The 25285-nt window shown below is 56.0% G+C and carries 25 protein-coding genes and 1 riboswitch; of the genes, 12 read left to right on the top strand and 13 right to left on the bottom strand.

Annotated features, from left to right (window positions below; all coding sequences use genetic code 11):
• Positions 1 to 76: 76 nt before the first annotated feature.
• The 3 genes from AC1MDE_RS20170 to AC1MDE_RS20160 form a co-directional block, all read right to left on the bottom strand.
• The gene (locus AC1MDE_RS20170; protein ID WP_058960663.1) at positions 77 to 1240 is read right to left on the bottom strand and encodes an HD-GYP domain-containing protein; all 1164 of its coding nucleotides are present in this window, start codon (positions 1238 to 1240) and stop codon (positions 77 to 79) included.
• Positions 1241 to 1420: 180 nt separating this feature from the next.
• Positions 1421 to 2380, bottom strand: coding sequence for a 2-hydroxyacid dehydrogenase (locus AC1MDE_RS20165; protein ID WP_058960664.1), 960 nt, complete (start codon positions 2378 to 2380; stop codon positions 1421 to 1423).
• Entirely contained in the window at positions 2361 to 3755 is a 1395-nt protein-coding gene (locus AC1MDE_RS20160) for an MFS transporter (protein ID WP_160869231.1), read from the bottom strand. The genes AC1MDE_RS20165 and AC1MDE_RS20160 overlap by 20 nt, the downstream gene beginning before the upstream one ends.
• A 504-nt stretch (positions 3756 to 4259) precedes the next feature.
• On the opposite strand from AC1MDE_RS20160, the gene AC1MDE_RS20155 reads away from it, so the two are divergent.
• A complete protein-coding gene (locus AC1MDE_RS20155; RefSeq protein ID WP_034819850.1) occupies positions 4260 to 5174 on the top strand; it encodes a sugar ABC transporter substrate-binding protein in 915 nt (304 codons plus the stop codon).
• Between the two features lie 228 nt (positions 5175 to 5402).
• Here the strand turns inward: AC1MDE_RS20155 and AC1MDE_RS20150 are convergent, their stop codons facing one another.
• Entirely contained in the window at positions 5403 to 5897 is a 495-nt protein-coding gene (locus AC1MDE_RS20150) for a GNAT family N-acetyltransferase (protein ID WP_058960666.1), read from the bottom strand.
• 62 nt (positions 5898 to 5959) lie between these two features.
• On the opposite strand from AC1MDE_RS20150, the gene AC1MDE_RS20145 reads away from it, so the two are divergent.
• Positions 5960 to 7792, top strand: coding sequence for an ABC transporter ATP-binding protein (locus AC1MDE_RS20145; RefSeq protein ID WP_058960667.1), 1833 nt, complete (start codon positions 5960 to 5962; stop codon positions 7790 to 7792).
• Here the strand turns inward: AC1MDE_RS20145 and AC1MDE_RS20140 are convergent.
• From AC1MDE_RS20140 to AC1MDE_RS20130, 3 genes are all read right to left on the bottom strand, one after another.
• Entirely contained in the window at positions 7789 to 8913 is a 1125-nt protein-coding gene (locus tag AC1MDE_RS20140) for a GNAT family N-acetyltransferase (protein ID WP_058960668.1), read from the bottom strand. The two genes, AC1MDE_RS20145 and AC1MDE_RS20140, sit on opposite strands and share 4 nt — an antisense overlap.
• 165 nt (positions 8914 to 9078) lie before the next feature.
• The gene (locus AC1MDE_RS20135) at positions 9079 to 9408 is read right to left on the bottom strand and encodes a type II toxin-antitoxin system RelE/ParE family toxin (protein ID WP_058960669.1); all 330 of its coding nucleotides are present in this window, start codon (positions 9406 to 9408) and stop codon (positions 9079 to 9081) included.
• A complete protein-coding gene (locus AC1MDE_RS20130) occupies positions 9377 to 9613 on the bottom strand; it encodes a ParD-like family protein (RefSeq protein ID WP_034819879.1) in 237 nt (78 codons plus the stop codon). The genes AC1MDE_RS20135 and AC1MDE_RS20130 overlap by 32 nt, the downstream gene beginning before the upstream one ends.
• A gap of 192 nt (positions 9614 to 9805) precedes the next feature.
• On the opposite strand from AC1MDE_RS20130, the gene AC1MDE_RS20125 reads away from it, so the two are divergent.
• The 3 genes from AC1MDE_RS20125 (at position 9806) to AC1MDE_RS20115 (ending at position 12363) form a co-directional block, all read left to right on the top strand.
• Complete coding sequence (locus tag AC1MDE_RS20125) at positions 9806 to 10705, top strand: LysR family transcriptional regulator (RefSeq protein ID WP_058960670.1); 900 nt, start codon at positions 9806 to 9808, stop codon at positions 10703 to 10705.
• A 99-nt stretch (positions 10706 to 10804) separates the two neighbouring features.
• A complete protein-coding gene (locus tag AC1MDE_RS20120; RefSeq protein ID WP_058960671.1) occupies positions 10805 to 11746 on the top strand; it encodes a glutathione S-transferase family protein in 942 nt (313 codons plus the stop codon).
• Between the two features lie 11 nt (positions 11747 to 11757).
• On the top strand, positions 11758 to 12363 hold the full coding sequence (locus AC1MDE_RS20115) for an alpha/beta hydrolase (protein ID WP_058960672.1): 606 nt from the start codon (positions 11758 to 11760) through the stop codon (positions 12361 to 12363).
• Here the strand turns inward: AC1MDE_RS20115 and AC1MDE_RS20110 are convergent.
• The 3 genes from AC1MDE_RS20110 to AC1MDE_RS20100 form a co-directional block, all read right to left on the bottom strand.
• The gene (locus AC1MDE_RS20110) at positions 12360 to 13157 is read right to left on the bottom strand and encodes a sugar phosphate isomerase/epimerase family protein (protein ID WP_058960673.1); all 798 of its coding nucleotides are present in this window, start codon (positions 13155 to 13157) and stop codon (positions 12360 to 12362) included. The genes AC1MDE_RS20115 and AC1MDE_RS20110 overlap by 4 nt on opposite strands.
• Positions 13158 to 13275: 118 nt before the next feature.
• A complete protein-coding gene (crcB, locus tag AC1MDE_RS20105) occupies positions 13276 to 13653 on the bottom strand; it encodes a fluoride efflux transporter CrcB (protein WP_058960674.1) in 378 nt (125 codons plus the stop codon).
• Positions 13654 to 13743: 90 nt separating this feature from the next.
• Positions 13744 to 13819: riboswitch (Fluoride riboswitch) on the bottom strand.
• A 41-nt stretch (positions 13820 to 13860) separates the two neighbouring features.
• Positions 13861 to 14031 (bottom strand): hypothetical protein, encoded by a 171-nt coding sequence (locus AC1MDE_RS20100; protein ID WP_167347116.1) that lies wholly within the window; start codon positions 14029 to 14031, stop codon positions 13861 to 13863.
• 90 nt (positions 14032 to 14121) lie between these two features.
• On the opposite strand from AC1MDE_RS20100, the gene AC1MDE_RS20095 reads away from it, so the two are divergent.
• A complete protein-coding gene (locus AC1MDE_RS20095; RefSeq protein ID WP_058960675.1) occupies positions 14122 to 15039 on the top strand; it encodes a nucleoside hydrolase in 918 nt (305 codons plus the stop codon).
• A gap of 73 nt (positions 15040 to 15112) precedes the next feature.
• On the opposite strand, the gene AC1MDE_RS20090 is transcribed toward AC1MDE_RS20095, so the two are convergent.
• Positions 15113 to 16141, bottom strand: a complete 1029-nt coding sequence (locus tag AC1MDE_RS20090) for a zinc-binding alcohol dehydrogenase family protein (RefSeq protein WP_058960676.1) — start codon at positions 16139 to 16141, stop codon at positions 15113 to 15115.
• A 135-nt stretch (positions 16142 to 16276) separates the two neighbouring features.
• On the opposite strand from AC1MDE_RS20090, the gene AC1MDE_RS20085 reads away from it, so the two are divergent.
• Together AC1MDE_RS20085 and AC1MDE_RS20080 are read left to right on the top strand one after the other, a co-directional pair.
• Complete coding sequence (locus AC1MDE_RS20085) at positions 16277 to 17179, top strand: GntR family transcriptional regulator (protein ID WP_058960677.1); 903 nt, start codon at positions 16277 to 16279, stop codon at positions 17177 to 17179.
• 172 nt (positions 17180 to 17351) lie between these two features.
• Complete coding sequence (locus tag AC1MDE_RS20080; protein WP_058960678.1) at positions 17352 to 18704, top strand: MFS transporter; 1353 nt, start codon at positions 17352 to 17354, stop codon at positions 18702 to 18704.
• A gap of 79 nt (positions 18705 to 18783) precedes the next feature.
• Here the strand turns inward: AC1MDE_RS20080 and AC1MDE_RS20075 are convergent, their stop codons facing one another.
• Positions 18784 to 19692: a LysR family transcriptional regulator gene (locus tag AC1MDE_RS20075; protein ID WP_058960679.1), complete on the bottom strand. Its 909-nt coding sequence runs from the start codon at positions 19690 to 19692 to the stop codon at positions 18784 to 18786.
• 2 nt (positions 19693 to 19694) lie between these two features.
• Complete coding sequence (locus tag AC1MDE_RS20070) at positions 19695 to 20744, bottom strand: dipeptidase (protein ID WP_480345045.1); 1050 nt, start codon at positions 20742 to 20744, stop codon at positions 19695 to 19697.
• A 199-nt stretch (positions 20745 to 20943) separates the two neighbouring features.
• Between AC1MDE_RS20070 and AC1MDE_RS20065 the strand changes: the two genes are divergently transcribed.
• The 4 genes from AC1MDE_RS20065 to AC1MDE_RS20050 are packed head-to-tail and all read left to right on the top strand — an operon-like array spanning position 20944 to position 25273.
• Positions 20944 to 22539: an ABC transporter substrate-binding protein gene (locus AC1MDE_RS20065; RefSeq protein WP_480345044.1), complete on the top strand. Its 1596-nt coding sequence runs from the start codon at positions 20944 to 20946 to the stop codon at positions 22537 to 22539.
• Positions 22539 to 23549 (top strand): ABC transporter permease, encoded by a 1011-nt coding sequence (locus AC1MDE_RS20060; protein WP_034819940.1) that lies wholly within the window; start codon positions 22539 to 22541, stop codon positions 23547 to 23549. The genes AC1MDE_RS20065 and AC1MDE_RS20060 overlap by 1 nt, the downstream gene beginning before the upstream one ends.
• A complete protein-coding gene (locus AC1MDE_RS20055) occupies positions 23546 to 24445 on the top strand; it encodes an ABC transporter permease (protein ID WP_058960683.1) in 900 nt (299 codons plus the stop codon). Before AC1MDE_RS20060 ends, AC1MDE_RS20055 begins: the two co-directional genes overlap by 4 nt.
• Positions 24446 to 25273, top strand: coding sequence for an ABC transporter ATP-binding protein (locus AC1MDE_RS20050; protein ID WP_034819944.1), 828 nt, complete (start codon positions 24446 to 24448; stop codon positions 25271 to 25273).
• Positions 25274 to 25285: the final 12 nt, after the last annotated feature.

Genomic DNA, 25285 nt, shown 5'->3' with positions numbered 1-25285 from the left:
GCATGCGCGGCGCGGCATAAAGAAGGGGTAAAAAGGCGGGAATCTGGCGTAAAGAAAGTATAAAAATGCTGTCGAATTAGGCGGTTTCCAGTGCCCAGATGCGATTGAGATCGACGTTCTGCCAAAGGCCACTGTCTTCGGCTCCGGTAATGCTGTCAGTGCAGAATGAATCACCGAGATCCAGCTCTTCCGGCTTCACTTCACGTTGCGCGTGTAAAGACCAGAACACATGCACTTTGGGTTTTAACAGCGATTTTTCACCGGCCTGCACCACCAGCGCCACGCGCCCGGATGCCAGTCTTACCAGCGATCCCACCGGATAAATGCCAATGGTGCGCACAAAGGCGTGCAATAGCGTATTGTCGAAGTGACCGCGCCAGCTCAGCATATTGTGCATCGCTTCGGCGGGGGTCCATCCCTTGCGATACGGACGATTAGAGGTCACCGCATCATAGACATCGCACACCGCGGCCATACGAGAAAACAGCGAAATCTCTTCGCCTTTCAGTTTGTGGGGGTAACCGCTGCCATCGACTTTTTCGTGGTGATGCAGCGCAATATCTAACAGGTCTTCCCCTGCATCAGCCTCCATTAGCATCTGTGCACCGATAATCGGATGCTCGCGCATGATGGTGAACTCCTCGTCGGTGAGCTTGCCGGGTTTGTTGAGGATCTCCAGCGGCACTGCCGATTTACCGACATCATGCAGCAAACCGCCCATGCCCACGCGCCGCTGCTGGTGTTCATCGAGCCCCATTTTTTTGCCCAGCGAGATCATCAACCCGCACACTGCCATGGAGTGCAGATAGGTGTAATCGTCGTGATTTTTCAGCCGCGCCACGCTGAGCAGCGCAGTCGGTTCACGGGTAATCGATCCGGCAATGTCGTCCACCAGGTCCATCGTATAGTTGAGGTCCAGCCCCTGACCCATACGCGCCTCGTTGAACATTGCCAGCACCTGTGGCTTACCCTGATTGAAGATGGTTTGTGCCTGATCCAGCTCTTTGAAAAATGGGGTTTGCGGAATGGCTTTCTTCGGCGCAGGCTTCGCAGGTGCCTGCACCGACTTATCGAGATCGATCCAGATTTGCTGGATCCCTTCGTTGCGGATCATCGCGATCTGGCGTTTATCGGTGATCAGCATTTGGTTGCGAATGCGTTTGTCCTTGAGCCACCAAACCTCCAGTTTGTGGATGAACATTCCTTGCCGCAATTCGTCAACGGTAATCAGCTTTATCACGATATCTCTCCTTAATATCAGTGGATGGTAAGGAGAGGTATCGGCAGCTGAGCAAATAATCTTCAGGAGTGATTTGTGCGATCTGTGAGAGGGGAAGTGATTTGGATGGGCGCAATGAATTTGCACCGCTACGTTTGCCTGATGGCATCGGTGACGGCGCGATTTATCATGCGACAGAATCTACACCACCCGCGTTAACACCGCTTCGCCCTGCGAAAACGCCAGCAGGTTTTCAAACACCAAATCTGCCATCGCCGCCATGGTTTCATGGGTGCTGCTGGCGAGATGCGGGGTGATCACTACATCATCACGCTGCAGTAACGCGGCAGGCACCGCCGGTTCATGCTCGAACACATCCAAACCGGCACCCGCAATCTCACCGGCTTCAAGCGCCGCAATCAACGCCTGCTCATCCACCACACTGCCGCGCGCAATGTTGATTAAAAAGCCCTTTGGCCCCAGCGCACGTAACACTTCAGCATTCACCAGATGATGTGTGGCGGCACCGCCGGGTATGGTCAGCACCAAAAAATCAGCCTGCCTGGCAAGTGATAACAGCGAATCGTGGCGCGTGTAAGGCACATCCGGGCGTGAACGCGGGTTGTAAAAATGCACATCCATATCAAACGCCTGAGCGCGCTTGGCCAGCTCCTTACCAATCCCGCCCAGCCCGACAATCCCGCACACTTTACCGCCCACTTTGGTGGTCAACGGATAGCGTCCTTTCGCTTGCCAATTACCGGCGCGCACATAACGATCCGATGCGCTGATGTGGCGCGCCACATCCAGCAGCAGCGCCATGCCGGTATCCGCCACGCAGCTGTTTAAAACGTCTGGCGTGTTGGTCACCACGATGCCACGCGCTTCGGCGGCGGCAATGTCTATCGCGTCATAGCCCACACCGTTACTGCAAATCACCTTTAGATTGGGCAACTGCGCCAGTAGCTCCGCATTCGCCCCCATCAACGCATTGCCGCTGGTCACCAGCGCATCAATACTGGCACCGTGCTCGGCCAGCCACGCGGCCTGATCATCCTGCTGCCACAGCCGCGAAGTAGAGAAGTGCGCGTCGAGATTATCCTGCAGCCGCTGCGGTAACAGCGGCCCTTTTAGCAATACGTTAAACGGCTTTAATCCCATCTTGTTTCCCCTGATTTTCGAAGGATGTTGCAGACGAATCCTGCTCGTCACCGACGCGTTCAATCGGGCCCATCACCAGCAGGAACAGCAGCGCCGCGACGATGCAGTGCGCGCCAACGAACACCAATCCAATACTGTAGCTGCCGGTCAGACCGACGATGATGCCGAACAGCAGTGGCGTGATAAATCCGGCCATATTGCCGATGCCATTGAAGATCGCGCCCGCCAGACCTACTGCTTCTTTCGGTGCGGTATCGCTAACAATGGTCCAGGTACCCGCGCCAGCCGCCACGCCTTTGCCAAAGAAGGCAAACGACATAATGGCGATAATGCCGGCATTGGTCGGGATCACCGCCGCCAGAATCAGCGAGGCGGCCATCAGCATGCCGACGATATACGGCGTTTTACGCGCCCACGACAGGCTCCAGCCGTTAGCCAGCAGCTTGTCAGAGATGTAACCGCCACTGATGCCGCCAAGGAAGCCAAACAGCGCCGGGGCGATGGTGGCAAAGCCCGCTTCCATGATGTTCATGCCGCGTGCCTGGACCAGGTAAATCGGGAACCAGGTGATAAAGAAGTAGCTGAGCGCAATAATGCAGTATTGCCCAATGTAGGCGCACCACAGCATGCGATTGCTGAGCAAGGTTTTGAACATCGCTTTGCTCAAGGGTGGGCGTGCTTTGAGCGTTTGCGCTGAATCGATATCCACCAGCGCACCGCCCTCCTCAATGTATTTCAACTCTGCGGCTGATACATGCGGATGCTGTTTCGGGCTGCGCATATACCAACCCCACACAAACACCGCCAGCACGCCAATACCACCCAGAACAAAGAACGGCCACTCCCAGCCGAAGCGGGATACCAGCCAGCCGGACAGCGGTGAGAAGATGGCAACGGCAAAATACTGTGCCGAGGCAAACAGCGACGAAGCACGACCACGTTCGGCACCGGGAAACCACATGATCACCGCACGCGCGTTGGCCGGAAAGCTCGGTGCTTCAATCAGGCCGAGAGCAAAGCGCAACGCAAACATCAGTGTCAACGCCATGGTCATGCCGTTGGAAAATTCGCCAATAAAGCCCATTAAAATGGTGGAAACCGACCACAGCGCTAACGTCACGCCATAGACTTTTTTGGTGCCGAAACGGTCGAGGAAAATCCCGCCAGGGATCTGGCCGATCACATAGGCCCAGCTGAATGCCGAGAGGATCAGGCCCAGCTGGATCGCCGACAGGCCAAACTCCTCTTTGATCGCCGATCCAGAGATCGACAGGATCGAACGATCGGCATAGGCCACGACGGACAGGAACAGGATCAGACAGAGGATCCAGATGCGCACATGGCTGTTCTCATTGCGGTTTTTGCTTAGTAACATGGCTGAACCCCTTGATGAAGGAGCGTCCTGCTCCGAAGCGATGATGTTCAGGAATACCGCTTAAATTTCACTGTTCAGCAACTATAGAGAGCCAGATGCGAGGTGGTCATTGTGCGAATGGAGGAATCCGCGCGGCTTTTTTGCGCTGGTTTTGGCATCTGCCACAATGCAGGGTGCGGCGCTGCACAGAACCTTAAATAAGCCGATGCTTTTACACCGGAATGTGCGCCAGCTCTGAGAAAAACCTTCGCAACATCACTATGAGCCTGCAAAGCATCATGTATCGGCTCGCCATAGAAAGCCGCAAAGCATCATGCACCGGCTCGTCAAAGGAGGTCGCAAAGTATCCTGCACCCGCGAGCAAAATGTGCGCTTAGCTGCAAAATCCATACATGTTGATTGTCAGGGTCCTTACCGCCTCGTAGTCTGAAAATGATTTCATTGAGCCATTTTAACTCTCATTGAAACATTCATTCTAATAACAAGCTTACCCTGGAGTCCGCAATGAAAACCCTCAAGGCGATACTGTTGCTTGGCCTGCTGTCCAGCTCTGCCTCGGCGTTGGCAGAAAAGATCGGCGTATCAATGGCGTATTTCGATCAGAACTTTTTAACCATTATTCGCCAGTCGATTGATAAAGAGGCCAAAGCGCGCGGACTCGATGTGCAGTTTGAAGATGCGCGCGGCGACGTTGGCCGTCAGACCGATCAGGTGCAGAGCTTTATCGGCGCGGGCGTTGACGCCATCATCGTCGATCCGGTGGATTCCGCCAGCACACCACAGCTGACCAAACTGGCGCAGCAGGCGAAAATCCCGCTGGTATACGTGAACCGTACGCCAGGCGATAAATCGCTGCCGGCGGGCGTGGTGTTTGTCGGATCGGACGAGCGCGAATCCGGCACCTTGCAGATGGAAGCGCTGGCAAAAATGGCCAACTACAAAGGCAATGTGGCGATCATGATCGGCAACCTAACCGACGCAGGCGCACTGCAACGCACCAAAGATGTCGAGCAGGTGGTGGCGAAATATCCGGGCATGAAAGTGGTACAGAAGCAGCCGGCGAACTATGCGCGTAACGAAGGCATGGATCTGATGCTCAACTGGATCGGCAACGGCGAAGCGATTGATATCGTTGCCGCTAACAACGATGAAATGGCGATCGGTGCCGCGATGGCGCTGGCGAAGAGCAACAAGAAGATTCTGGTGGGCGGGATTGATGCCACGCCGGATGGCCTGAAAGCCATGGCGCAGGACAAAATGCAGGTCACCGTGTTCCAGGATGCGATAGGTCAGGGCAAAGCCTCGGTGGATGTGGCGCAAAAGCTGATGAAAGGCGAGAAAGTGGATTCACACGTGTGGATTCCGTTCGAGCTGGTGACCAAAGAGAATATGCAGAAGTACGTCGAGAAGAGTCAGTAGCGTTTGCACGGTCGCCATAAATGGCGACCCTACGACCCTCCCCCCGCCGCCGTAGGGTGCGCATTTATGCGCACCTGGCCAAATACCGCACAAGTTTTAATGACGCATTTATGCGCACCTGGTCAAATCCCACACAGCCCTTAATAACGCATTTATGCGCACCTAACCAAATCCCGCACAAGCCTGAATGACGCATTTATGCGCACCTGGCCAAAGCCCGCACGTTACTTAATCGCGCAGTTTCGCCATCACCACAATGTCGTGATATTCACCCTCACGCAGGCAGGCTTTGCGCTTCACACCTTCATGTTCAAAACCAAGGCGCTGGTACAACCGTAGCGCACGGGCATTATCATGAAAGGCTTCCAGCTCAATACGTACCACGCCCAGCCAGTTAAAGGCATAATTGATAGCGTTAAGAATCAGTTTCTCGCCAATACCCCGCCCGCCAAACGCCGGATCGACGCTGACACCGAAACTGATGCTATGACGTGTGCGCGGGCGCTGTTCAACGAATAACGTCAACTCGCCCACCATTTGCCCGTCAATCTCCGCGACAAAGCCGATATAGCCTGCCGCGTCCATGTTCTCAAATTTTTTCTGCCAGGTTTGCACGCTGGGAAACGGCAGCTGCGTGGTCCAGCGATAGACCTCAGGGTGGCTGTAGAGGCGTTGATAAGCGGCTGCATCGGTTGGTTCGCGACCGCGAATGATCAGATCCATGTCGGTAATCCCTTTCACTTGCACTAAGCTGTTAACTCTCACCAAACGGAAAGAGTGACTTTATGTTGTATCGTCGTTTTGAACGTTTTATCAATATTTTCCAGGATGCACCAACCGATTCTCCCCCTTCCAGCGTCTGGCCGTTTTACCTCTATTATCTGCGCCAGGTGTGGCCGAGCTTTGTCGCCCTGCTGATTGTCGGACTTGCCCAGGCGCTGATTGAAGTGGCGCTGTTCAGCTATCTCAGCCGCATCATCGATCTGGTCAATCACTCGACGCCCGCCACGCTGTTCACCGACAACTGGCAGGTGCTGCTATGGATGGGGTTTGTCGCGCTGATTCTGCGGCCGGTGATTATCGCGCTGCACGATATGCTGGTGCATCAGAGTATCAACCCGAGCATGACCAGCATGATCCGCTGGCAGCATCACAACTACGTGCTGCGCCAGAGCCTGAACTTCTTCCAGAACGATTTCGCCGGACGCATCGCCCAGCGCATCATGCAGACCGGCAACTCCCTGCGCGATTCCGCGGTGCAGCTGGTGGATGCCATCTGGCATGTGGTGATTTACGCCGTCACCTCACTGGTGCTGTTCGCCGAAGCGGACTGGCGCCTGATGATTCCGCTGATTATCTGGATCGTGGCCTATAGCGTCTCGCTGAGCTTCTTTGTGCCGCGCGTGAAGCAGCGTTCGGTGGTCTCTTCCGAGGCGCGTTCCAAACTGATGGGCACCATCGTCGATGGTTATACCAATATCGCCACCATCAAACTGTTCGCGCACAACGATCTGGAAAAACGCTACGCGCGTGAAGCGATTCAGGAGCAGACCGACAAAACCCAGCACGCCAGCCGCATGGTCACCACCATGGATATCACGCTGTCGACGCTGAATGGTCTGCTGATTGTCAGCACGTCTGGCCTGGCATTGTGGCTGTGGAGCCAGTCGCTGATCAGCGTCGGTGCGATTGCGTTGGCCACCGGTCTGGTGATCCGCTTAGTGAACATGTCCGGCTGGATCATGTGGGTGGTGAACGGCATCTTTGAAAATATCGGCATGGTGCAGGATGGATTAAACACCATCGCGCAGCCGCTCAGCGTACAGGATGAGCCGCAGGCGAAAAACCTGCAGGTAACGCAGGGTCAGATCCGCTTTGAAGATGTGCGCTTTGATTACGGCGGCAGCCGCCAGGTGATCAATCGCCTCAACCTGAATATCAAACCGGGCGAAAAAATCGGCCTGATTGGACCATCCGGCGCGGGTAAATCAACGCTGGTGAATCTGCTGCTGCGGCTGTATGACATCAACGGCGGGCGCATCCTGATTGACGATCACAACATCGCCGAAGTCACGCAGGAGAGCCTGCGCGGCCAGATTGGCATGATCACTCAAGACACGTCTCTGCTGCACCGTTCGATTCGAGAAAACCTGCTGTACGGGCGCCCAAACGCCACCGAAGACGAACTGCAGGCGGCGATTATCCGCGCCCGCGCCGATGAGTTCATTCCGCTGCTGTCCGATCCACAAGGCCGTACCGGGCTGGATGCGCATGTGGGTGAGCGCGGGGTGAAACTCTCCGGCGGTCAGCGCCAGCGTATCGCCATTGCCCGCGTGCTGCTGAAAGATGCGCCGATTCTGATCATGGATGAGGCCACTTCCGCCCTCGATTCCGAGGTAGAAGCGGCGATTCAGGAGAGCCTGGAAACGCTGATGCAGGGCAAAACGGTGATTGCCATCGCGCACCGCCTTTCCACTATCGCCAAAATGGACCGACTGGTGGTGCTGGATAAAGGTGAGATTGTTGAGATGGGCAACCACCGCGAACTGCTGGCGCACAACGGACTTTATGCGCGCCTGTGGCAGCATCAGACCGGTGGCTTTGTCGGCGAAGATTAATCGCCGCGACGATATGGCAGGGCTTCGCGCGCTTCAATGGCATAGGCGCGGATCCCTGCCCGCTCCTGCACTAGATATTCTTCTACGGCTTCACGCAGCCCCGGATGGCAAAGGTAGTGCCATGAGTGGGTGATCTGCGGTTCGAAGCCGCGCACCAGTTTGTGCTCGCCTTGCGCCCCCGCATCAAAACGCTGTAATCCCTCGGCAATCGCAAAATCCATGCCCTGATAGAAGCAGGTTTCAAAGTGCAGGCGATCGAACTCCGCCAGGCAGCCCCAGTAACGCCCGTACAGCGAGTTGCCATCCACCAGATAGAACGCCATGGCCGCCGGATGACCCTGCAGCGTGGCAATGACCACGCGAATGGATCGCGGCATGCGTTCGGCCAGCAGGCTGAAGAATTGCCGCGTGAGATAAGGACGCTGCCCGCGTACCGCATAGGTATTGGCGTAACAGGTATAGACAAAATCCCACTGATCTTCGCTGAGTTCGTCACCACGATACCAGTTGAACTCAAAGCCACTGCTCGCCACCTGTTCGCGCTCTTTACGCAGCTGTTTGCGTTTGCGTGACATCAGCGTGTCGAGGAAATCCTGAAAATCGCGGTATCCTTTGTTGTGCCAGTGATACTGGATGCCGAGACGCGCCAGCCAGTCGGGCTGCTGCTCCATCACATCGTTGGCAAACGGCGTGGTGAAATTGATATGTGCGCCGCTCAGGCCGTTTTGCAGCAGTTCATCGGGCAACGCTGCGAGCAGCTGGCTGATGGCGGCTTGCTCGCCCAATAAACGCGCACCCGTAACCGGGCTGAACGGAATCGCCCCCAGCCATTTTGGATAGTATGGAATGCCGGCGCGGTGACAGGCATCAGCCCATGCGTGATCAAAGACGTATTCACCTTGCGAATTGCGTTTGCGATAGCCCGGCAGCGCGGCGCTCAGCACGCCCTTTTCGCGCCACAGCAGGTGATCCGGCTGCCAGCCGTTTTCCGGCCGCACGCTGCCACTCTCTTCCAGCGTGAGAAGAAAGGCATGGCGTAAAAACGGTTGATCGTCAGGTAACAGCGCATCCCATTCAAGGGCGGAAATCTCCGCCAGCGATGACAGGTGAAGCAAAGACATGCATGGCTCCCGGCCAGCTTAAGGCGAACAGCTAGTTCAACAGGTTTTGTCGCAGGGGAAAAGAGGGGGCGCACTGAATGTGCATCGACCATCTATTGGCATGAATCACGCCGGAGGGGGTTTGGATGGGAAAGGACGCTTCCACCGCTTAAGGAAGCGACTCTGTTAGCCGATGAGTTTCAGGTCGTTTTTACGATGTTGCTTCTGGTCGTCATAATAATTTTCGTGTGTACCGAGGCTCAGAAGATAGATTTCCAGTCTCTGATCGACCCAGCTGTAACCCAACAGATATTGCTGCTTGCTCAGGTAAAACTTGTGCACCCAGAGATAGCTCAGGTCGCCCTTTTTGCGTTCACCGATCTCTGGGTTAGCAATAATGCGGTCAATCTCTTGATCAACACCCTCCTGATCCTGTTCCGTCAGGCGGTTAAACGCCTTCTCAAAACGGCGGGTCTGATAAATCTCAACTTCCTGTCCGGTCTTTTCTGCGCACATATTTTTTGACCTTGCCGTTATCCATTTCTGCTTTAGCCAGTAAGATTTCGTTGATGAAGGAGAACGTCAGATCGGGGTTATCCTCTGCGATGCGACCAATCTTCGCCCAATGCTCAATCTGCTTAGGCACGCTGCGGCTCATGGCTTCTGCATGTGTTTTCACATCTTCAACAAAATCATCGTCTAAGCGGACGCTGGTTGCCATATTTAAACCTCTTATTGTCGTCACCCGATACGTTGTTGTGAGAGTGGTTCCATTGATACGTCATTGCCAGACGTACAACAGAGGTGATTGTGCGACATATTGTCGCATTTGGCAATCAGTGATAGCAGCACGATTTACCGTGCCTCGATAACGAATGTGTATACTCACCTTTTTCGCTGCGCAGGAACCGCCATGGATCGTCTTGATTGTGACCGCATGTTCGTAGCGGTGCTGGAAGTGGGCAGTTTTGCCGGGGCGGCCGAGCGACTGGGCACCAGCAGCGGTCAGGCCTCTAAGCTGGTTTCACGTCTGGAGCAGGAACTCGGCGTGCAGTTGTTTAAGCGCAGCACGCGTGCACTCTCAGCCACTGAAGTGGGTCGCGCCTATTATGAGCGGGTAAAAACCCTGCTGGATGCTTTTGACACGCTGGATGCCACGGTACGCGAAAACGCCACCACGCCGACGGGACGCTTAAAAATCAGTGCGCCCGGCACCTTTGGTACGGCGGTGCTCGCCAGTGTATTGGTCGCATTTGCGCGTCACTACCCTTTGATTGAACTGGATGTAAATTTCTCGGATCGCGCGGTGAACATCGTCGATGAAGGCTATGACATGGCGATTCGCATTGGCAAATTGGATGACAGTAGCCTGATTGCACGTCGTTTGGGCGATGTACCGATTCGCGTAGCAGCTTCGCCGGGCTATCTGCTTCAACAAGGCACGCCGCAGCACTGGCGCGATCTGGCTGAGCATCAATGTATCAGCGACACCAATTTCCGCGATCCCTGGCACTGGCCGTTTGTGACGCCGTGCGGCGATAGCGTTTCCATGCCGATTCGTGGCCGCCTGTGTTTCTCCAATACCGAAGCCTGCTTGCAGGCGGCGATTGCCGGTTTAGGTATCGCGCGTCTGCCAGGTTTTATTGCCGCACCTGCGCTACAACGCGGCGAGATCGTCTCGCTACTGGATAACTTCGCCACGCCGCCGATGGGCCTGTTTGCCCTCTATCCCCCCGCTCGCCATCTGGCGCAGAAAACCCGCTTACTGATTGATTTCCTCGCCGATCATTTCCAGCAACATCCTCCCGGCTGATTCCTTCCAATTTGGAAGCAATGAAAGCCATTTTGCCCGGATTATCACCCAACCAGCAGCGCGATATGCTCACTCCATCACCAGAGAGGAGTCGAGCATATGTTGGTTAACGGTAAGTGGAGTGCAGAGTGGCATCCGGTTCAAGCCACCGATAAACAGGGCGGATTTGTCCGTCAGACGTCCAGTTTTCGCCACTGGATCACCGCAGACGGCTCCAGCGAGTTTGCCGCCGAGCCGGATCGCTATCATCTGTATGTGGCGCTGATTTGCCCATGGGCCTCACGCACGCTGGTGGCACGCAGCCTGAAAGGACTGGAGAAAGTGATCAGCGTCTCGGTGGTCGAGCCGCAGCTGGGTGCGCAGGGCTGGCACTTCGGTGACTATCCGGGTGCTGATCGTGACTGGCTTAACAAAGCCGAGTACATCCACGAACTTTATACCCGCGCCGATGCTGACTTTACCGGCCGCGCGACCGTGCCGGTGCTGTGGGATAAGAAGACGCAAACCATTGTGAACAATGAATCTGCCGATATTCTGCGTATGCTAAATAGCGGATTTGGCGATCTGGCCGACAACAGCCTCGATCTTTATCCGGAGGATCTGCGCGCTGAGATCGACGCGATCAATGAATCGATATACCCACGCCTTAATAACGGCGTCTACCGCACCGGCTTTGCCACCACGCAGGTGAGCTATCAGCAAGCGTTTAATGATGTGTTCAGCCAGTTAGATGAACTGGAACAGCGTCTGAAAGACGGCCGCACTTTCCTGCTGGGCGAGCGCCTGACCGAAGCCGATATTCGCTTGTTCGTCACGCTGGTGCGCTTTGACGTCGCCTATCATGGCCTGTTCAAATGTAACCTGCGCCGCCTGCGCGACTATCCGCTGCTCGATCGCTATCTGAAGAGTATGCTGGCGGTTTCAGGTGTGCGTCAGACAGTGAACATCGACCATATCAAACAGGGTTATTATTCAATCAAGGCGCTGAATCCCAACGGCATTGTCCCGGTTGGCCCAGATATGGCGGATTACGGACTTTAAGGAGCAGGATGATGGCAAAAGCGTTAGTGGTTTTCTTACACGGTGTCGGCAGTAATGGCGATGACCTGGCCGTGCTCGGTCAGCACTGGGCCAGCCTGCTGCCGGATGTGGCTTTTGCCTCACCGAACGCGCCCTATCCGTTTGAACATGCGATGGGTTATCAGTGGTTTAGCCTGACGGGCATTACCCCAGAAAATCGTCCGGCGCGGGTGCGTGAAGCCCGCGCAGCGTTCGATGAGACACTGCAGCAGTTGATGGCGCAACACGGCATGGCGGACGCGTGGGATAAAGTGATTCTGGTAGGCTTTTCTCAGGGCTCGATCATGGCGCTGGATGCACTGGCACAGGGCCGTCATCCGCTGGCGGGCGTGGTGGCGTTTTCCGGACGATTGTCGTTTGACGGTGCATTAACCCCGGCTTCGCACACGCCTGCGTTGCTGATTCACGGCAAAGCGGATGGGGTGATCCCCTATAGCGAAACAGAATCAGCGGCACAACGTTTGCAGGAGGCAGGGGTCACGGTGGAAGCACGCTATGAAGCCGCCACCGGGCACACCATCTCCTCACAGGGTGCCATGCAGGCAGCGACGTTTATCGCCCAGTGTTTACAGGATTAAGGCCAATAGCGATTTAACGCTTGCCAGGCTTTTTGCGCGGCCACTTCCGGTGGTTGCGCTTTTAACCCATCGTTAAACACTTCAATGCCGACCGGCCCCCGGTAACCGCCGCTCTTCAACTTATCGACAAAGCGTTCTACCTCGATAATGCCGTCGCCGGGCAGTAAACGCTGGTGGCGAGCATAATCGCTCAGCGCGCCCTTCTCTTGCGGCGGCATCTCCGCCATGTCGCACAGCTGCACTTCGTAAATACGATCGGCAGGAATGCCGTCCAGCTGCGACGCATCACCGCCCAAAGCACAGATATGGAACAGATCGACCACCAGCCCTATATTCGGCTGGTCGAGACGTTGCAAACGCTGCCACGCCAGCGGCAAGGTGTTATCGACGCTGCACCACGCCATCGGTTCATACATGATGCGCATGTTATAGCGCGCGGCCTCTGAGGCCATCCAACGCAGATCTTCATCGATACGCTCAGCCACGCAATCTTCACGCGTGGTGGCGGGAGCCTGAATGGTATCGCAGCCAATAGACTGGGCAATGTGGATAAACTGACGCAACTCTTCGCGTTTCTGTAAACGTTCGCGATCGGGGGTACCGGTAAAGTCGCGTAGTACCTGCAAGTTGGTAAAGCCGAGATCTAACTGTTGTGCCAGCAGCGGTGTGTTGGTCTCGACATCATCCCGCCAGATTTCGACCTGATCGAAACCCGCGGCACGGGCCGCGCGCAGCTTCTGCTCAGGTTCACCGTTTAACAACACCAGGTTAAGGAATTTGGGGTTACTTCGCATCAACGGGCTCCTTAATCGTCCGGATAAATCGGTGACAGGTTCTGCGTGTCACGCACACAGAACACCGACCAGTATCTACCTCTTAGGAGTTATTTCAAGCCCGTGATGCGCAGGGCTTTTATCCCAGCAAATTGACGACCGCAAAACCGGCGAAAGTCATCAGCACAGACCCCACCACGTGGACCATGACGCTCGACATTGCCCAGAGGTATTTACCGGTTTGCAGCAAGCCGACAATTTCCGCTGAAAAGGTTGAGAAGGTGGTCAAACCGCCGCATAAGCCAGTGACAATCAGCAGTTTCCAGAAAGGGTCAATATGCGGATTGCGGACAAAAAACGCCAATGCGGCACCGATGATAAACCCGCCAACCAGATTCACCATAAGTGTGCCCGGAGGCAGATTTGGGAATAAGGCATTGAAACGAAGGGAAATTAGCCAGCGCAGCGAGCAGCCCACAGCACCACCGAGCACAACAGCCAATAACGACTTCACCATAATTTGGAGCTCCTGAAATGAGTTACGCGCAGGGCCGCGGCAGGACAGAAAAACGCCTGACACACCGCCGTCTCCCGCGCAGGGATAAGAGTGTTGTCAGGCGTCATCAGCCGTCTGTTTCCAAAACGGCGGTTGGGGAAGGTGGCACGCCATCACCTTAGCGGCACGATAATACGCTGGCGCAGCGGGAGTGACAATATCGGAGAGTTAACCCGTCGTGGCCTGGATAAGGTCTTTCAGCAACTCTTCTCGCGTCATTCCCATATTTGCCGCTTTATCTATCTCTGAGAGAGCAAGTAAGGTGAGCAAAGCACAGCGTTCTTGATAACGCTGGCCTTGACCTGATGGCGCAATGAATATCAGCGATTTTATTATCATGCTTACTCCTGATTAATTTTCGCGTTTATAGCACATTCATCATCTTGATATTTTTGCTTCACTTCCATTTATACAAAATTGGAGATCCCGATGCGTACCCTGATTTTTGATACTGATATTGGCGTGGATGATGCCTTTGCGCTGGCGTATGCGGCGCGGACGCAGCGGTTGCTGGGGATTACCACGGTGTTTGGCAATGTGGCGGTCGGCCAGGCGGTGAAAAATGCCCGGCTGTTTTGCGAGAAGATGGGAATTGAGGCCCCGGTCTATCGTGGCTGCTCGCAGCCACTGGCATTGGCGCCTTCTGCGCCCGCCACGCTGCACGGCCTGGATGGATTAGGGGATGCATTCGAGAACTCACACAGTGAAGAAGCCTCCAGCGCGGTGCAGTTCATTATTGATAGTGTGCGTGCGCAGCCGCATACCATCACAATTGTAGCGATTGGTCCGCTGACCAATATCGCCAGCGCCATCAATCAGGCACCGGATATCATTCCGCTGGTGAAAGAGCTGGTGATCATGGGCGGCGCATTTGGCACCGACGGCCATTCCGGCAACGTCTCGCCGTTTGCCGAATTCAATATCTGGAAAGATCCGCATGCCGCCGATCAAGTGCTGGCCTCGGCGCTGCCGGTGGTGATATTACCGCTCGATGTGACGCACAAGGTGCTGATTACGGGCGATGAAGTGCGGCAGTTAAATCAGCCTGTACTCAGCGCGATATGCCGTCCGTATCTGGCGTACAGTCTGCAAAAGGAAGGGTTTGATGGCATGGCGCTGCATGACACGTTGACGCTCTCCTGGCTGGCCCTGCCGCAGGCGTTTACCGTGACCGAAGCACCGGTGCGTGTGGTGACGGAAGGCATCAGCCGTGGTCAGACAGTGCGACGTCTCAGCGCCCTCGCCTCACGTGAAGATCCGTTTGCCGGACTTCGCCCACAACGTTTGTGCCTCGGCGTGGATGCCGAAGCAGTGCGGGAGCACTTTTTTGCCGCATTGCGGGCATGAGATGGGTGGTCGCCATAAATGGCGACATGACGGGCCCTTAGCGTTTTGTCTGGTGCGCAGCAATGCGCACCGACTACCTCGCGAAATGAATCACACCTTTGATCAGCTCACGATTATTAATCACCTCAGGCTCAAAGGTCTCCGCCAGGGTGGAAAAATCATAATGCCGATTCAGCATGATATCGGCACGAAGCTGACCCGAAGCCATCAGTTCGCCCACTTTCGCGAAATCTTCGTGTGTGGCATTGCGACTGCCCATCAAGGTGGTTTCGCGTTTATGGAACTCGATATCCGGGATCACCAAATCCCCTTTGTGCAGACCGACAAACACGATGGTGCCGCCATGACGAATCAGCTTCACCGCACCGTTCATCGCCGCCGGGTTGCCGGTCGCATCAATCACCTTTGCCGCCAGACGTCCACCAAACTCTGCACGTAGCGTGGTTTCGAAATCTTCTGCCATCGGGTTGAGAGTCGCGAGCCCCAGCTTTTCTGCGACATGCGCACGTCGCGGTTCGCTGGTATCGGCCACCACTACCTGCGCGCCCGCGGCCGCCGCAATCGCGGCTACACCTAAACCAATCGGTCCGGCACCGACCACCAGCACCTGCTCATCCGCTGCCACCGCCGCACGACGTACCGCATGCGCACTGATCGCAAAAGGCTCGATCAGTGCCGCCGCTTCCGGCGCCACATCATCAACAGCTAACAGGTTGCTGGCGGGTACGCTGAGGAACTCGCAGAAGCCACCATCCTGATGTACGCCAATTACCGAAATATTCTCGCAGCAGTTAGTTTTACCACTCAGACAGGCATCGCACTGCTGGCAGGAAACATAGGGAATCAGCGCCACGCGCTGCCCTACTTTGAAATCCGTTACCCGACAGCCCAGCTCCACCACTTCGCCACACAGCTCATGGCCCAGAACGCGTGGATAGCTAAAGAACGGCTGATTGCCCGCCCAGGCATGAATATCGGTGCCGCAAATCCCGGCGGCAATCGGTTTAATCACAACCTCCTGTTCGGCCGGAGTTGGTTTCTCACGCTGCTGCCACACCATATTGCGCGGCTCGGCAACCACCAGGGTTTTCATTGTTGTCATGGGCTTCTCCTGTGCTGATGTCGCAGTTTTGGCGAAAATCAGCCACCCGCGCCGTTTGCACATGCTGAAGTGTGAGGCAGCGCCCTTTTTTTGGGCTTTGTGTGGTTTTTAATAAATAAAAAACCGGAGAAGCGCATGAGCCGAAGCCTGAATTTACGCCAGAACGTGATCAATCAAATGCTGGAAGGCATCGCTAAACGCCACATCCGATCTCCGCTGCCACCGCAAGCCGCGCTGGCGGAAATGTTCAATATCAGCCGCACCACCGTGCGCCATACCCTGCAGCATCTGCATGAGCGCGGCGTACTGGATAAAGTTGAAGAAACTTACGTTATCGTGCGCGATCCCAGCGAAGAGGATGGTTTTAGCGCGTTAACGCCGCCAATCGATCAGCAAGCGCGTCTGTTTGAACAGGCGTTTTTTAATCTGATTAACCAGCGTCAGCTGATGCCCGGCGACAGTTTTAGTGAGTTGCAACTGGCACAACAGGTCAAGGCCAGTCCGGTAGTGGTGCGAGAGTTCCTGCTGCGGTTTATGCGTTACGACCTGCTGGAACCGGTGAAGCGGGGTCACTGGCGCATGAAAAAGTTTGATCAACGCTACGCTGAAAACCTGTTCGAACTGCGGGAAATGCTGGAAACACATGCACTTACCCGCTTTCTCAACCTCCCCTCCAGTGATGAGCGCTGGATTCAGGCGCGCGACCTGCTGGATCGTCACCGTGCCATGCGCGACACCATCGCCAGTAACTATCGCCACTTCGCCGCGCTGGATAAAGAGATGCATACGCTGATTCTGTCGGCGGCGAACAACCCGTTCTTCAATCAGTCACTGGAAATCATCTCAGTGATTTTTCATTCGCATTATCAATGGGATGAAACGGATTTAAAGCAACGTAACATCGTGGCACTGGAGGAGCATATGGCGATTCTGACTGCGCTAATTAGCCGCCGGGATGTTGAAGCCCTGTGCGCGTTACATAACCATCTCGGTACAGCTAAATCGTCGATGATTCGCTGTATTCGTCAGTACAATTAAAAACCGATTAAAAACCACAATTCTGAAGCGCCCGCACGAATCTGAAACATCCTCGCAACATCCCAACCGGTTTACTTCTAGTCTCCAAAGCAATCTGTTGTGGCAGCACCGTTTCGCTGCCGCAGGACCCCAACCCTCGATAACGATAAGACCCCATACCTGGGAGGTTGCAATGGAAAATACATCTGCACGTGGCCGTGACGCCGCGCCAACATCCGCAGTAGACGGGCAAGACTTTGTCCCGGCACGCGGTGACGTGGTGCGCTCACCGCGCATTAAGAAGATTCAGGTTACCGCCATGTTGTTGCTGCTGTTTGCGGCCATCATCAACTATCTCGATCGTAGCTCGCTGTCAGTGGCCAATATGACCATTCGTGGAGAACTGGGTTTATCGGCCACCGAGATCGGCGTGTTGCTGTCGGCGTTTTCGCTGGCTTACGGCTTAGCGCAGCTGCCATGTGGTGCACTGCTGGATCGGAAAGGACCGCGCATCATGCTGGCGCTTGGCATGTTTGTCTGGTCACTGTTCCAGGCCGCTGCCGGTCTGGTGCATAACTTCACCCAGTTTGTGCTGGTGCGCATCGGATTGGGCATCGGTGAAGCGCCGATGAACCCGTGCGGCGTTAAGGTGATCAACGACTGGTTCAACATCAAAGATCGCGGCATGCCGATGGGGATGTTTAACGCCGCGTCGATGATTGGCCTGTCGATTGCGCCACCGATTCTGGCAGCGATGATGCTGGTAATGGGCTGGCGCGGCATGTTCGTGACCATCGGCGTGTTGGGTATGTTCCTCGCCATTGGCTGGTATCTGATGTACCGCAATCGCGATAACAGCCAACTGAGCGGCGAAGAGATTCACTACCTGCAAGCGGGCAGCGTGGCATCACGCAAAGAGCCGCTAAGCTTTGCCGAATGGCGCGGTTTGTTCAAGCAGCGCACCATGTGGGGCATGATGATTGGCTTCAGCGGCATCAACTACACCGCGTGGCTCTACATTGCCTGGCTGCCGGGTTATCTGCAATCGACCTATCATCTGGATCTGAAAAGCACCGGGTTGCTGGCGGCGATTCCATTCCTGTTTGGCGCCGCGGGCATGTTGCTGAACGGCTATGTGGTAGATGCCTTGGTGCGTCGTGGAATGGATGCAGTGAAAGTGCGTAAGGTATCGATTGTCAGCGGCATGCTGCTGTCTGCAGCCTTCACCACTTTCGTCACCCGTGCAACAGACACCGCCAGTGCAGTGACGCTGATTGGCATGGCGCTGTTCTGCATTCACTTTGCCGGGACATCTTGCTGGGGCTTGATTCACGCTAACGTTACCGCACGTATGACGGCATCGGTGGGCAGCATCCAGAACTTCGCCAGCTTTGTGTTTGCCTCGTTTGCGCCGGTGATCACCGGTTGGGTGCTGGATACCACCAAGTCATTCAGCCTGGCGCTGATGATTTGTGCAGGCGTCACCGTGGTGGGTGCGCTGGCGTATCTGCTGCTGGTGCGTAAACCGATTACAGATGGGGTGTAAGTCGTCAATAGCGCGATAAATCGCGCCGCTACGACAAAGTGCACAACTTTGGTAGCGGCGTAATGTATTGCGCAAGTCGTTAAAGCGTAAAAAACCGCGTTTCACACTGCCGCGCGATCTCCCACAGCTTATTACGGATCACCTGCTTCAGCTGCAACGTTGACTGCGATTGCGGCTGATCGCGGCGGCTGATCAGCATCACTTCAAAAGGCAGCGGCTGTGCCACCGGCAGCAACTTTAACTGGTCGGCATACCGGCAAGCAGTAAACAGATCCACCACGCCCACGCCGCCGCCCGCCAGCACCATATCGGCAATCACCGAATAGGTTTTGATCGACAGCGACACCGCCGGGTCCAGGCCTTTGTCACGCAAAGCGCGATGCAACACGCGCCCAAGCGGGTCTTGATTCTGCATCATCAACAGATTATTGGCGCACAGCCACTCCAGCGTGGCGGGGTCGTTATGAGTGTGATGCTGCGGCAACAACGCCACCATCGACGATTGAAACAGCGGCTCGGCCAGCAAGTCCGCATCCACCTGCTGACCAAATACCAGCGCGAAATCGAGCTGATTATCCATGATCATCTGGCACAGCGTGCTGAAATGCTCGGTCACCAGCTCCACACTCACCGATGCCGCCTGTTGCCGCCAGTTGACCAATGCAGGCGCTAATACCATCTGGCCAAAGGCATGGGCAGCACCGACACGCACCATCTGCCCTTCGCCGCGCCGCAACTGTTCGGTAAGCTGCGTAATGGTCTGCAAACGCTGGTAGAGGTCTTCCACTTCCGGCAGCAAGCGGCGCCCTTCGGCCGTGACCACCATCCCCTGCGCACGGCGCTCAAATAGGGCAAAACCCAGCTGCTGCTCGGCGTGCGTCAAGACACGGCTGACATTCGGCTGCGACACATTGAGCAATCGCGCCGCCGCACTGATGCTGCCGGTCTGCACAATCGCCTGAAAGACTTCAATGTGTCGTAATCGCATCGTTACTCGCCCCAGGTCGCTTCGAGCACGCGCAGCCAGTTGCCGTGGCAAATTTTTTCCAGCAGTTCGCGCGAATAACCACGAGCCGCCAGCGCGTTAACCACCAGCGGGAAACCGGCCACATCTTTCATGTCGCCTGGCATGGTGGCGCCATCCAGATCGGAGCCAAAGCCGACGCCATCTTCCCCCACTTTCTCCAGCAGGTACTCCACGTGTTGCACGATGGCATCCACGGTAGTCGGCGCATGACGATCGCCATCTTCACGCAGGAACGGCACGGCGAAGTTCACGCCGACAAAGCCGTGGGTTTCTTTAATGGCCGCCAGCTGGCGATCGGTAAGGTTGCGCGACTGCGCACTGATGACATGTGCATTGGAGTGGCTCGCCACCAGCGGCGCATCGCTGATCTCTGCGGTATGCCAGAAGCCCTTCTCATCCATGTGCGACAGGTCAACCATGATGCGGCGTTGATTACAGTCGCGCACCAGTTGCTTGCCCGCCGCCGTTAAGCCGTTGCCGACATCCGGCGATGACGGATACAGGAACGGTACGCCCTCACCAAACTGATTCGGGCGACTCCACTGTGGCCCCAATGTTCGCAGGCCACTGGCATACAAGATATCCAGCAATTCACCATGGGTATCCAGCGCTTCGGCCCCTTCCACGTGCATCACCACCGCCAGCACGCCCTTTGCCATGCAGTCACGAATATCGCGCACGCTGCGGCAAATTTTCACTTGTCCCTCAGAGGCCTGCTCAATCCGCAACAGCAACGCCAGCATCGAATAAGTGGCATCACGCGCAGCGCCAATAATTTCCTGAGGAAAATCTGAGAGGTCTGGCGCACTTCTTGCAATCAGAGGGTGAGACGGCACCCAGGTGGCAAATATCCCACCTACCATATTTCCTTGACGGATACGCGGCAGGTCCATCTGACCGCGTCCAGTGCCCTGCAGAAAGGCCTGCACCGCGTTGGGTTGATGGTGTTGCCAGAGTTTATTGAGCACATCGTTGTGACCGTCAAAGACCGGAATGTTGAAGATGTCAGACATGTTGTATCGATTCCATGTTCAGGAGAAAGCGCAAGCGCTGCCTGCTGGCGGGGCAAATTGCACCAAAAAGAGGCAAGGCTTCACGCATGAAACAAATGACTTAATCCCATTATTAATCCTCTCGCACAGCGGGAAAGTCAAGACAAAAAACAGCAAAATAACTAAATTTAATTTTATTAATCAATAAGTTGGAGTTGTCATGGTAACCAGAAGACGTTTTCTCGCAGGATGCGCCGCCGTCCCTGCTTTTTCCTATCTGAGTCTCAACACCGCCTTCGCTGATACGCCACCGAGTATGTTCGTGATGGCGATGCAGCTGGACAACATCACCAGCCTCGATCCCCATGAAAGCTTTGAAGCCACCGGCGGCCAGATTTGCGGCAACATGTACCAGCGCCTGGTCACGCCCGATCCACAAAAAGCCGACAAGGTGATCGGCCAGCTAGCAAAAAGCTGGGATGTCAGCAGCGATAACAGCACCTACACCTTCCATCTCGATCCGGCAGCCAAATTCGCCGACGGCACACCGCTGACGGCGGAAGATGTCGCCTATTCGATTGAACGTATCGTCAAGCTGGATAAAAGCCCGGCCTTTATTATCAACCAGTTTGGCTTCACTAAAGACAATGTGACGCAGAGGGTCACGGCGAAAGATGCGCATACCGTGGAGATGAAACTCGGTGCACCAGCGGCTGAAACCTTCCTGCTGTATTGCCTCTCTGCCACGGTCGGCAGCATCGTGTCGAAGAAGGCCTGTGAAGCCAACCAGCAGAACAACGACTTCGGCAACGCGTGGCTGAAACAGCACAGCGCCGGTTCGGGTGCCTTCACCCTGCGTACCTGGAAAGCCAGTGAAACGGTGATCCTGGAACTCAGCCCGCTGTATGCCGATAAGAGCAAGATTAAGCGCGTAATCCTGAAACACATCACTGACCCGGCTGCTCAGGCGCTGATGGTGAAGAAAGGTGACGTGGATGCCGCCTACGATCTCACCACCGAGCAGCTACTACAGGTGAAAAACGACAGCAACGTGTCGCTGGTGAATCAGTCGCTGTCAGCCATCATGCTGATGTCCTGCAACACCAATAATGAATACCTGAAAAAGCCGCAGGTGTGGCAAGCCCTGAAGTGGGCGCTGGATTACGACAGCATCCAGAAGAACATTCTGTCGATGAGCTTTATTACTCATCAAAGCTTCCTGCCGAGCGGCTTCCCGGCAGCGCTGGACGACACCCCGTTCCATAAAGACGTGGCAAAAGCTAAGTCGCTGCTGGCGGAAGCGGGTTATCCCGATGGATTTGAGATCACCCTCGACCACTACTCAATGCAGCCGTATCCCGATATTGCTCAGGCGATCCAGACTCAGTTGGGCGCGATTGGCATAAAAGTGTCATTGATTGCCGCCGAAAACCGCCAGGTGTTGACCAAGATGCGTGCGCGTCAGCATCAGCTGGCGCTGACCGTGTGGGGCGCGGACTATTTCGATCCGAACTCCAACACCGAAGCCTTCTGCGTGAATACCGACAACAGCGAAAATGCCCGCAGCCGCACGCTGGCATGGCGCTGCAGCTGGTCAGATGAAGAGTTCAACAAACTGACTGAGCAGGCACTGCACGAGCCGGATCCGGCGAAGCGTATTGCCCTCTATCAGCAGATTCAGCTGCTGGGCCGCGAGAAAAGTCCGTTCATCTACATGATGCAGAAGACCAAAAATGTCGCGTGCGGCAAAAACATCTCAGATGTGCACATGACGGTACTGGAGCAGTGGCCATACGATCAGGTGAAAAAAGCCTGATGCCTTTACTGAAGAAAATCGTCAGCACCCTGGGAAGCCTGGTGCTGACGCTGTTTGGTCTTTCTGTACTGACCTTCTTTATCGGCCGGGTGATGCCTACCGATCCGGTGCTGGCGGCGGTGGGCGATAACGCACCGCAGTCCGTGGTGGATCGCGTGCGCCTGGAAATGGGGCTGGATCAGCCCCTCTACATTCAGTTCGGCCACTACCTCAATCAACTGCTGCACGGCGATCTCGGGAAATCGGTTCTCACTTCAAACCCGGTGACCACCGATATTGCGCGCTTCTTCCCGGCGACCATGGAACTGGCGACTGCCGCGATTATTATCGCCGCGCTGGTCGGTATTCCGCTGGGTGTCTGGGCCGCCGTGCGCCAAAGCACGTGGGTCGATCAGACCATTCGCGTGGTGTGCCTCGCTGGACACTCACTACCGGTGTTTGTGCTGGCGCTGCTGAGCCTGCTGGTGTTCTACGCCGTGCTCGGCATTGCGCCGGGGCCAGGGCGGCAAGATATCATCTGGCAGGATATGGTGCCGCAGGTCACCGGCTTTCTCACCATCGACTCATTGCTCGCCGGTGAAACGGATGCCTTCTGGGATGCGCTGGCACACATGGCGCAGCCGGTCTTGATCCTTGCCTACTTCAGCATGGCCTACATCACGCGCATGACGCGCACCTTTATGCTCAATGCCTTGAGCGGTGAATTTGTGATCACTGCGCGTGCGAAAGGGCTGTCATCGCGCCGGGTGATCTGGCGGCATGCCTTCCCTACCGTGGCGGTGCAGCTGGTGACGGTGCTGGCGCTAACCTACGCCGGATTGCTGGAGGGCGCGGTCGTCACCGAAAACGTCTTCTCATGGCCCGGCCTCGGCCAGTATCTCACCACCTCGCTGATGAACGCCGACATGAACCCGGTGGTCGGTGCCACGCTGCTGGTCGGCACCGTATATGTGCTGCTGAATCTGCTGGCTGACCTTCTTTATCGACTTTGGGACCCACGCGTAAAATGATCTTCTTCTCTCGTGACTGGCTGCTGGACGATACGCCAGCCAATCGCCGTCAGGCGGTGTGGGGCCGACGCTATCGCTTGTGGCTCAGCCTGCGCAGCAACCCGCTGGCAATGGCAGGATTAGCGGTCATCGCCGTCATGCTATTACTGGCGCTGTTTGCACCGTGGCTGACGCCGTTTGACCCAGGCGCACAGCATCTGGAAAACCGTCTGGCGGCTCCTTCTGTCGCACACTGGCTCGGCACCGATGAGTTGGGCCGCGATGTCTGGACGCGCATTATCTATGGCGGACGCACCACGCTTGGCATGGTGATCGCCGTGGTGCTGCTCACCGCCCCGCTCGGCCTGCTGATTGGCTGTATCGCGGGCTATGCCGGTGGGATTGTGGATAAGACGCTGATGCGTATCACCGACATCTTCCTCGCCTTCCCGCGTTTGATTCTGGCGCTGGCGTTTGTGGCCGCGCTGAAACCCGGCGTGGAGAGCGCGATTCTGGCGATTGCCTTAACCGCCTGGCCGCCGTATGCGCGTCTGGCGCGTGCCGAAACCATGCAGTTCCGCCACAGCGATTTTATCGCCGCTAGCCGACTCACCGGTGCCTCGCCGTTGCGCATCATCCTGCGCCACATCATGCCACTGTGCGTGCCGAGCCTGATTGTGCGCGTCACGCTGGATATGAGTTCCATCATCATCACCGCCGCCAGCCTTGGCTTCCTGGGGATGGGCGCGCAACCGCCGTCGCCTGAATGGGGCACCATGATTGCCACCGCGCGCCGCTTCCTGTTCAGCGAATGGTGGGTGCCGCTGATGCCGTGTATCGCCATTTTCCTGACCTCACTGGCATTTAACTTTCTCGGCGACGGTCTGCGCGACGTGCTGGATCCTAAGGAGCGCTAAATGCTGGTGGAAATTGAAAACCTGCGCATTGCCTTTCGCAGTCGCACGGAAACCTTTGAAGCAGTACGCGGCGTGAGTTTCAGCGTGGGCCGCGAGAAGTTTGCCATTGTTGGCGAGAGCGGATCGGGCAAGTCGCTGACCGCACGCTGTTTGATGCAGCTCCTGCCGGGTAATGCCGAAGTAACCGCCGACGTATTGCGTTTTGACGGTATCGATCTGCGCGGCGCCAGTGAAAAAGTGCTGCGTCAAATTCGCGGCAAACGCGTGGGCTTCATCCTGCAGGACCCAAAATATTCACTCAATCCAGTGATGACCATTGGCCAGCAGATCGCAGAAGCCTGGCGCGAGCACAAAGGCGGCAGCCGTAAAGCGGCAATGCTGGCGGCGATTGATCTGCTGGAGCAGGTGAAAATTCGTGATGCTGCCGCCGTGGCTAAACGCTATCCGCATGAAGTTTCCGGCGGGATGGGCCAGCGCGTGATGATTGCCATGATGCTGGCACCGGATCCGGAACTGCTGATCGCCGATGAGCCCACCAGCGCGCTGGATGCCACGGTACAGGCAGAGATCCTCAAGCTGATTGACGATCTGGTTTCCGCGCGCGGCATGGGGTTGATCCTGATCAGCCACGATCTGCCTTTGGTGTCGCACTTTTGCGATCGCGTGGCGGTGATGTACGCCGGGCGCATTGTCGAATTGCTGGACGCCGGGCAGTTACAGCAGGCTCAGCATCCGTATACGCGCGGCTTACTGGCCTGTTTGCCTTCGTTAAAACATCCGCGCGAGCGTTTACCGGTATTACAGCGCGATGCGGCGTGGCGGGAATAGCGCAATGCCCCT

The sequence above is a fragment of the Pantoea folii genome, assembly GCF_056678875.1.
Note: the sequence above shows the minus strand (reverse complement) of the source record. Positions and strands in the feature narration are given on the sequence as shown.

Coding starts and splice junctions, on each gene's coding strand:
- AC1MDE_RS20165 (WP_058960664.1), bottom strand. CDS start 2,380: ATGGGATTAAAGCCGTTTAACGTATTGCTAAAAGGGCCGCTGTTACCG.
- AC1MDE_RS20160 (WP_160869231.1), bottom strand. CDS start 3,755: ATGTTACTAAGCAAAAACCGCAATGAGAACAGCCATGTGCGCATCTGG.
- AC1MDE_RS20155 (WP_034819850.1), top strand. CDS start 4,260: ATGAAAACCCTCAAGGCGATACTGTTGCTTGGCCTGCTGTCCAGCTCT.
- AC1MDE_RS20150 (WP_058960666.1), bottom strand. CDS start 5,897: ATGGATCTGATCATTCGCGGTCGCGAACCAACCGATGCAGCCGCTTAT.
- AC1MDE_RS20145 (WP_058960667.1), top strand. CDS start 5,960: ATGTTGTATCGTCGTTTTGAACGTTTTATCAATATTTTCCAGGATGCA.
- AC1MDE_RS20140 (WP_058960668.1), bottom strand. CDS start 8,913: ATGTCTTTGCTTCACCTGTCATCGCTGGCGGAGATTTCCGCCCTTGAA.
- AC1MDE_RS20135 (WP_058960669.1), bottom strand. CDS start 9,408: ATGTGCGCAGAAAAGACCGGACAGGAAGTTGAGATTTATCAGACCCGC.
- AC1MDE_RS20130 (WP_034819879.1), bottom strand. CDS start 9,613: ATGGCAACCAGCGTCCGCTTAGACGATGATTTTGTTGAAGATGTGAAA.
- AC1MDE_RS20125 (WP_058960670.1), top strand. CDS start 9,806: ATGGATCGTCTTGATTGTGACCGCATGTTCGTAGCGGTGCTGGAAGTG.
- AC1MDE_RS20120 (WP_058960671.1), top strand. CDS start 10,805: ATGTTGGTTAACGGTAAGTGGAGTGCAGAGTGGCATCCGGTTCAAGCC.
- AC1MDE_RS20115 (WP_058960672.1), top strand. CDS start 11,758: ATGGCAAAAGCGTTAGTGGTTTTCTTACACGGTGTCGGCAGTAATGGC.
- AC1MDE_RS20110 (WP_058960673.1), bottom strand. CDS start 13,157: ATGCGAAGTAACCCCAAATTCCTTAACCTGGTGTTGTTAAACGGTGAA.
- crcB (WP_058960674.1), bottom strand. CDS start 13,653: ATGGTGAAGTCGTTATTGGCTGTTGTGCTCGGTGGTGCTGTGGGCTGC.
- AC1MDE_RS20100 (WP_167347116.1), bottom strand. CDS start 14,031: ATGATAATAAAATCGCTGATATTCATTGCGCCATCAGGTCAAGGCCAG.
- AC1MDE_RS20095 (WP_058960675.1), top strand. CDS start 14,122: ATGCGTACCCTGATTTTTGATACTGATATTGGCGTGGATGATGCCTTT.
- AC1MDE_RS20090 (WP_058960676.1), bottom strand. CDS start 16,141: ATGACAACAATGAAAACCCTGGTGGTTGCCGAGCCGCGCAATATGGTG.
- AC1MDE_RS20085 (WP_058960677.1), top strand. CDS start 16,277: ATGAGCCGAAGCCTGAATTTACGCCAGAACGTGATCAATCAAATGCTG.
- AC1MDE_RS20080 (WP_058960678.1), top strand. CDS start 17,352: ATGGAAAATACATCTGCACGTGGCCGTGACGCCGCGCCAACATCCGCA.
- AC1MDE_RS20075 (WP_058960679.1), bottom strand. CDS start 19,692: ATGCGATTACGACACATTGAAGTCTTTCAGGCGATTGTGCAGACCGGC.
- AC1MDE_RS20070 (WP_480345045.1), bottom strand. CDS start 20,744: ATGTCTGACATCTTCAACATTCCGGTCTTTGACGGTCACAACGATGTG.
- AC1MDE_RS20065 (WP_480345044.1), top strand. CDS start 20,944: ATGGTAACCAGAAGACGTTTTCTCGCAGGATGCGCCGCCGTCCCTGCT.
- AC1MDE_RS20060 (WP_034819940.1), top strand. CDS start 22,539: ATGCCTTTACTGAAGAAAATCGTCAGCACCCTGGGAAGCCTGGTGCTG.
- AC1MDE_RS20055 (WP_058960683.1), top strand. CDS start 23,546: ATGATCTTCTTCTCTCGTGACTGGCTGCTGGACGATACGCCAGCCAAT.
- AC1MDE_RS20050 (WP_034819944.1), top strand. CDS start 24,446: ATGCTGGTGGAAATTGAAAACCTGCGCATTGCCTTTCGCAGTCGCACG.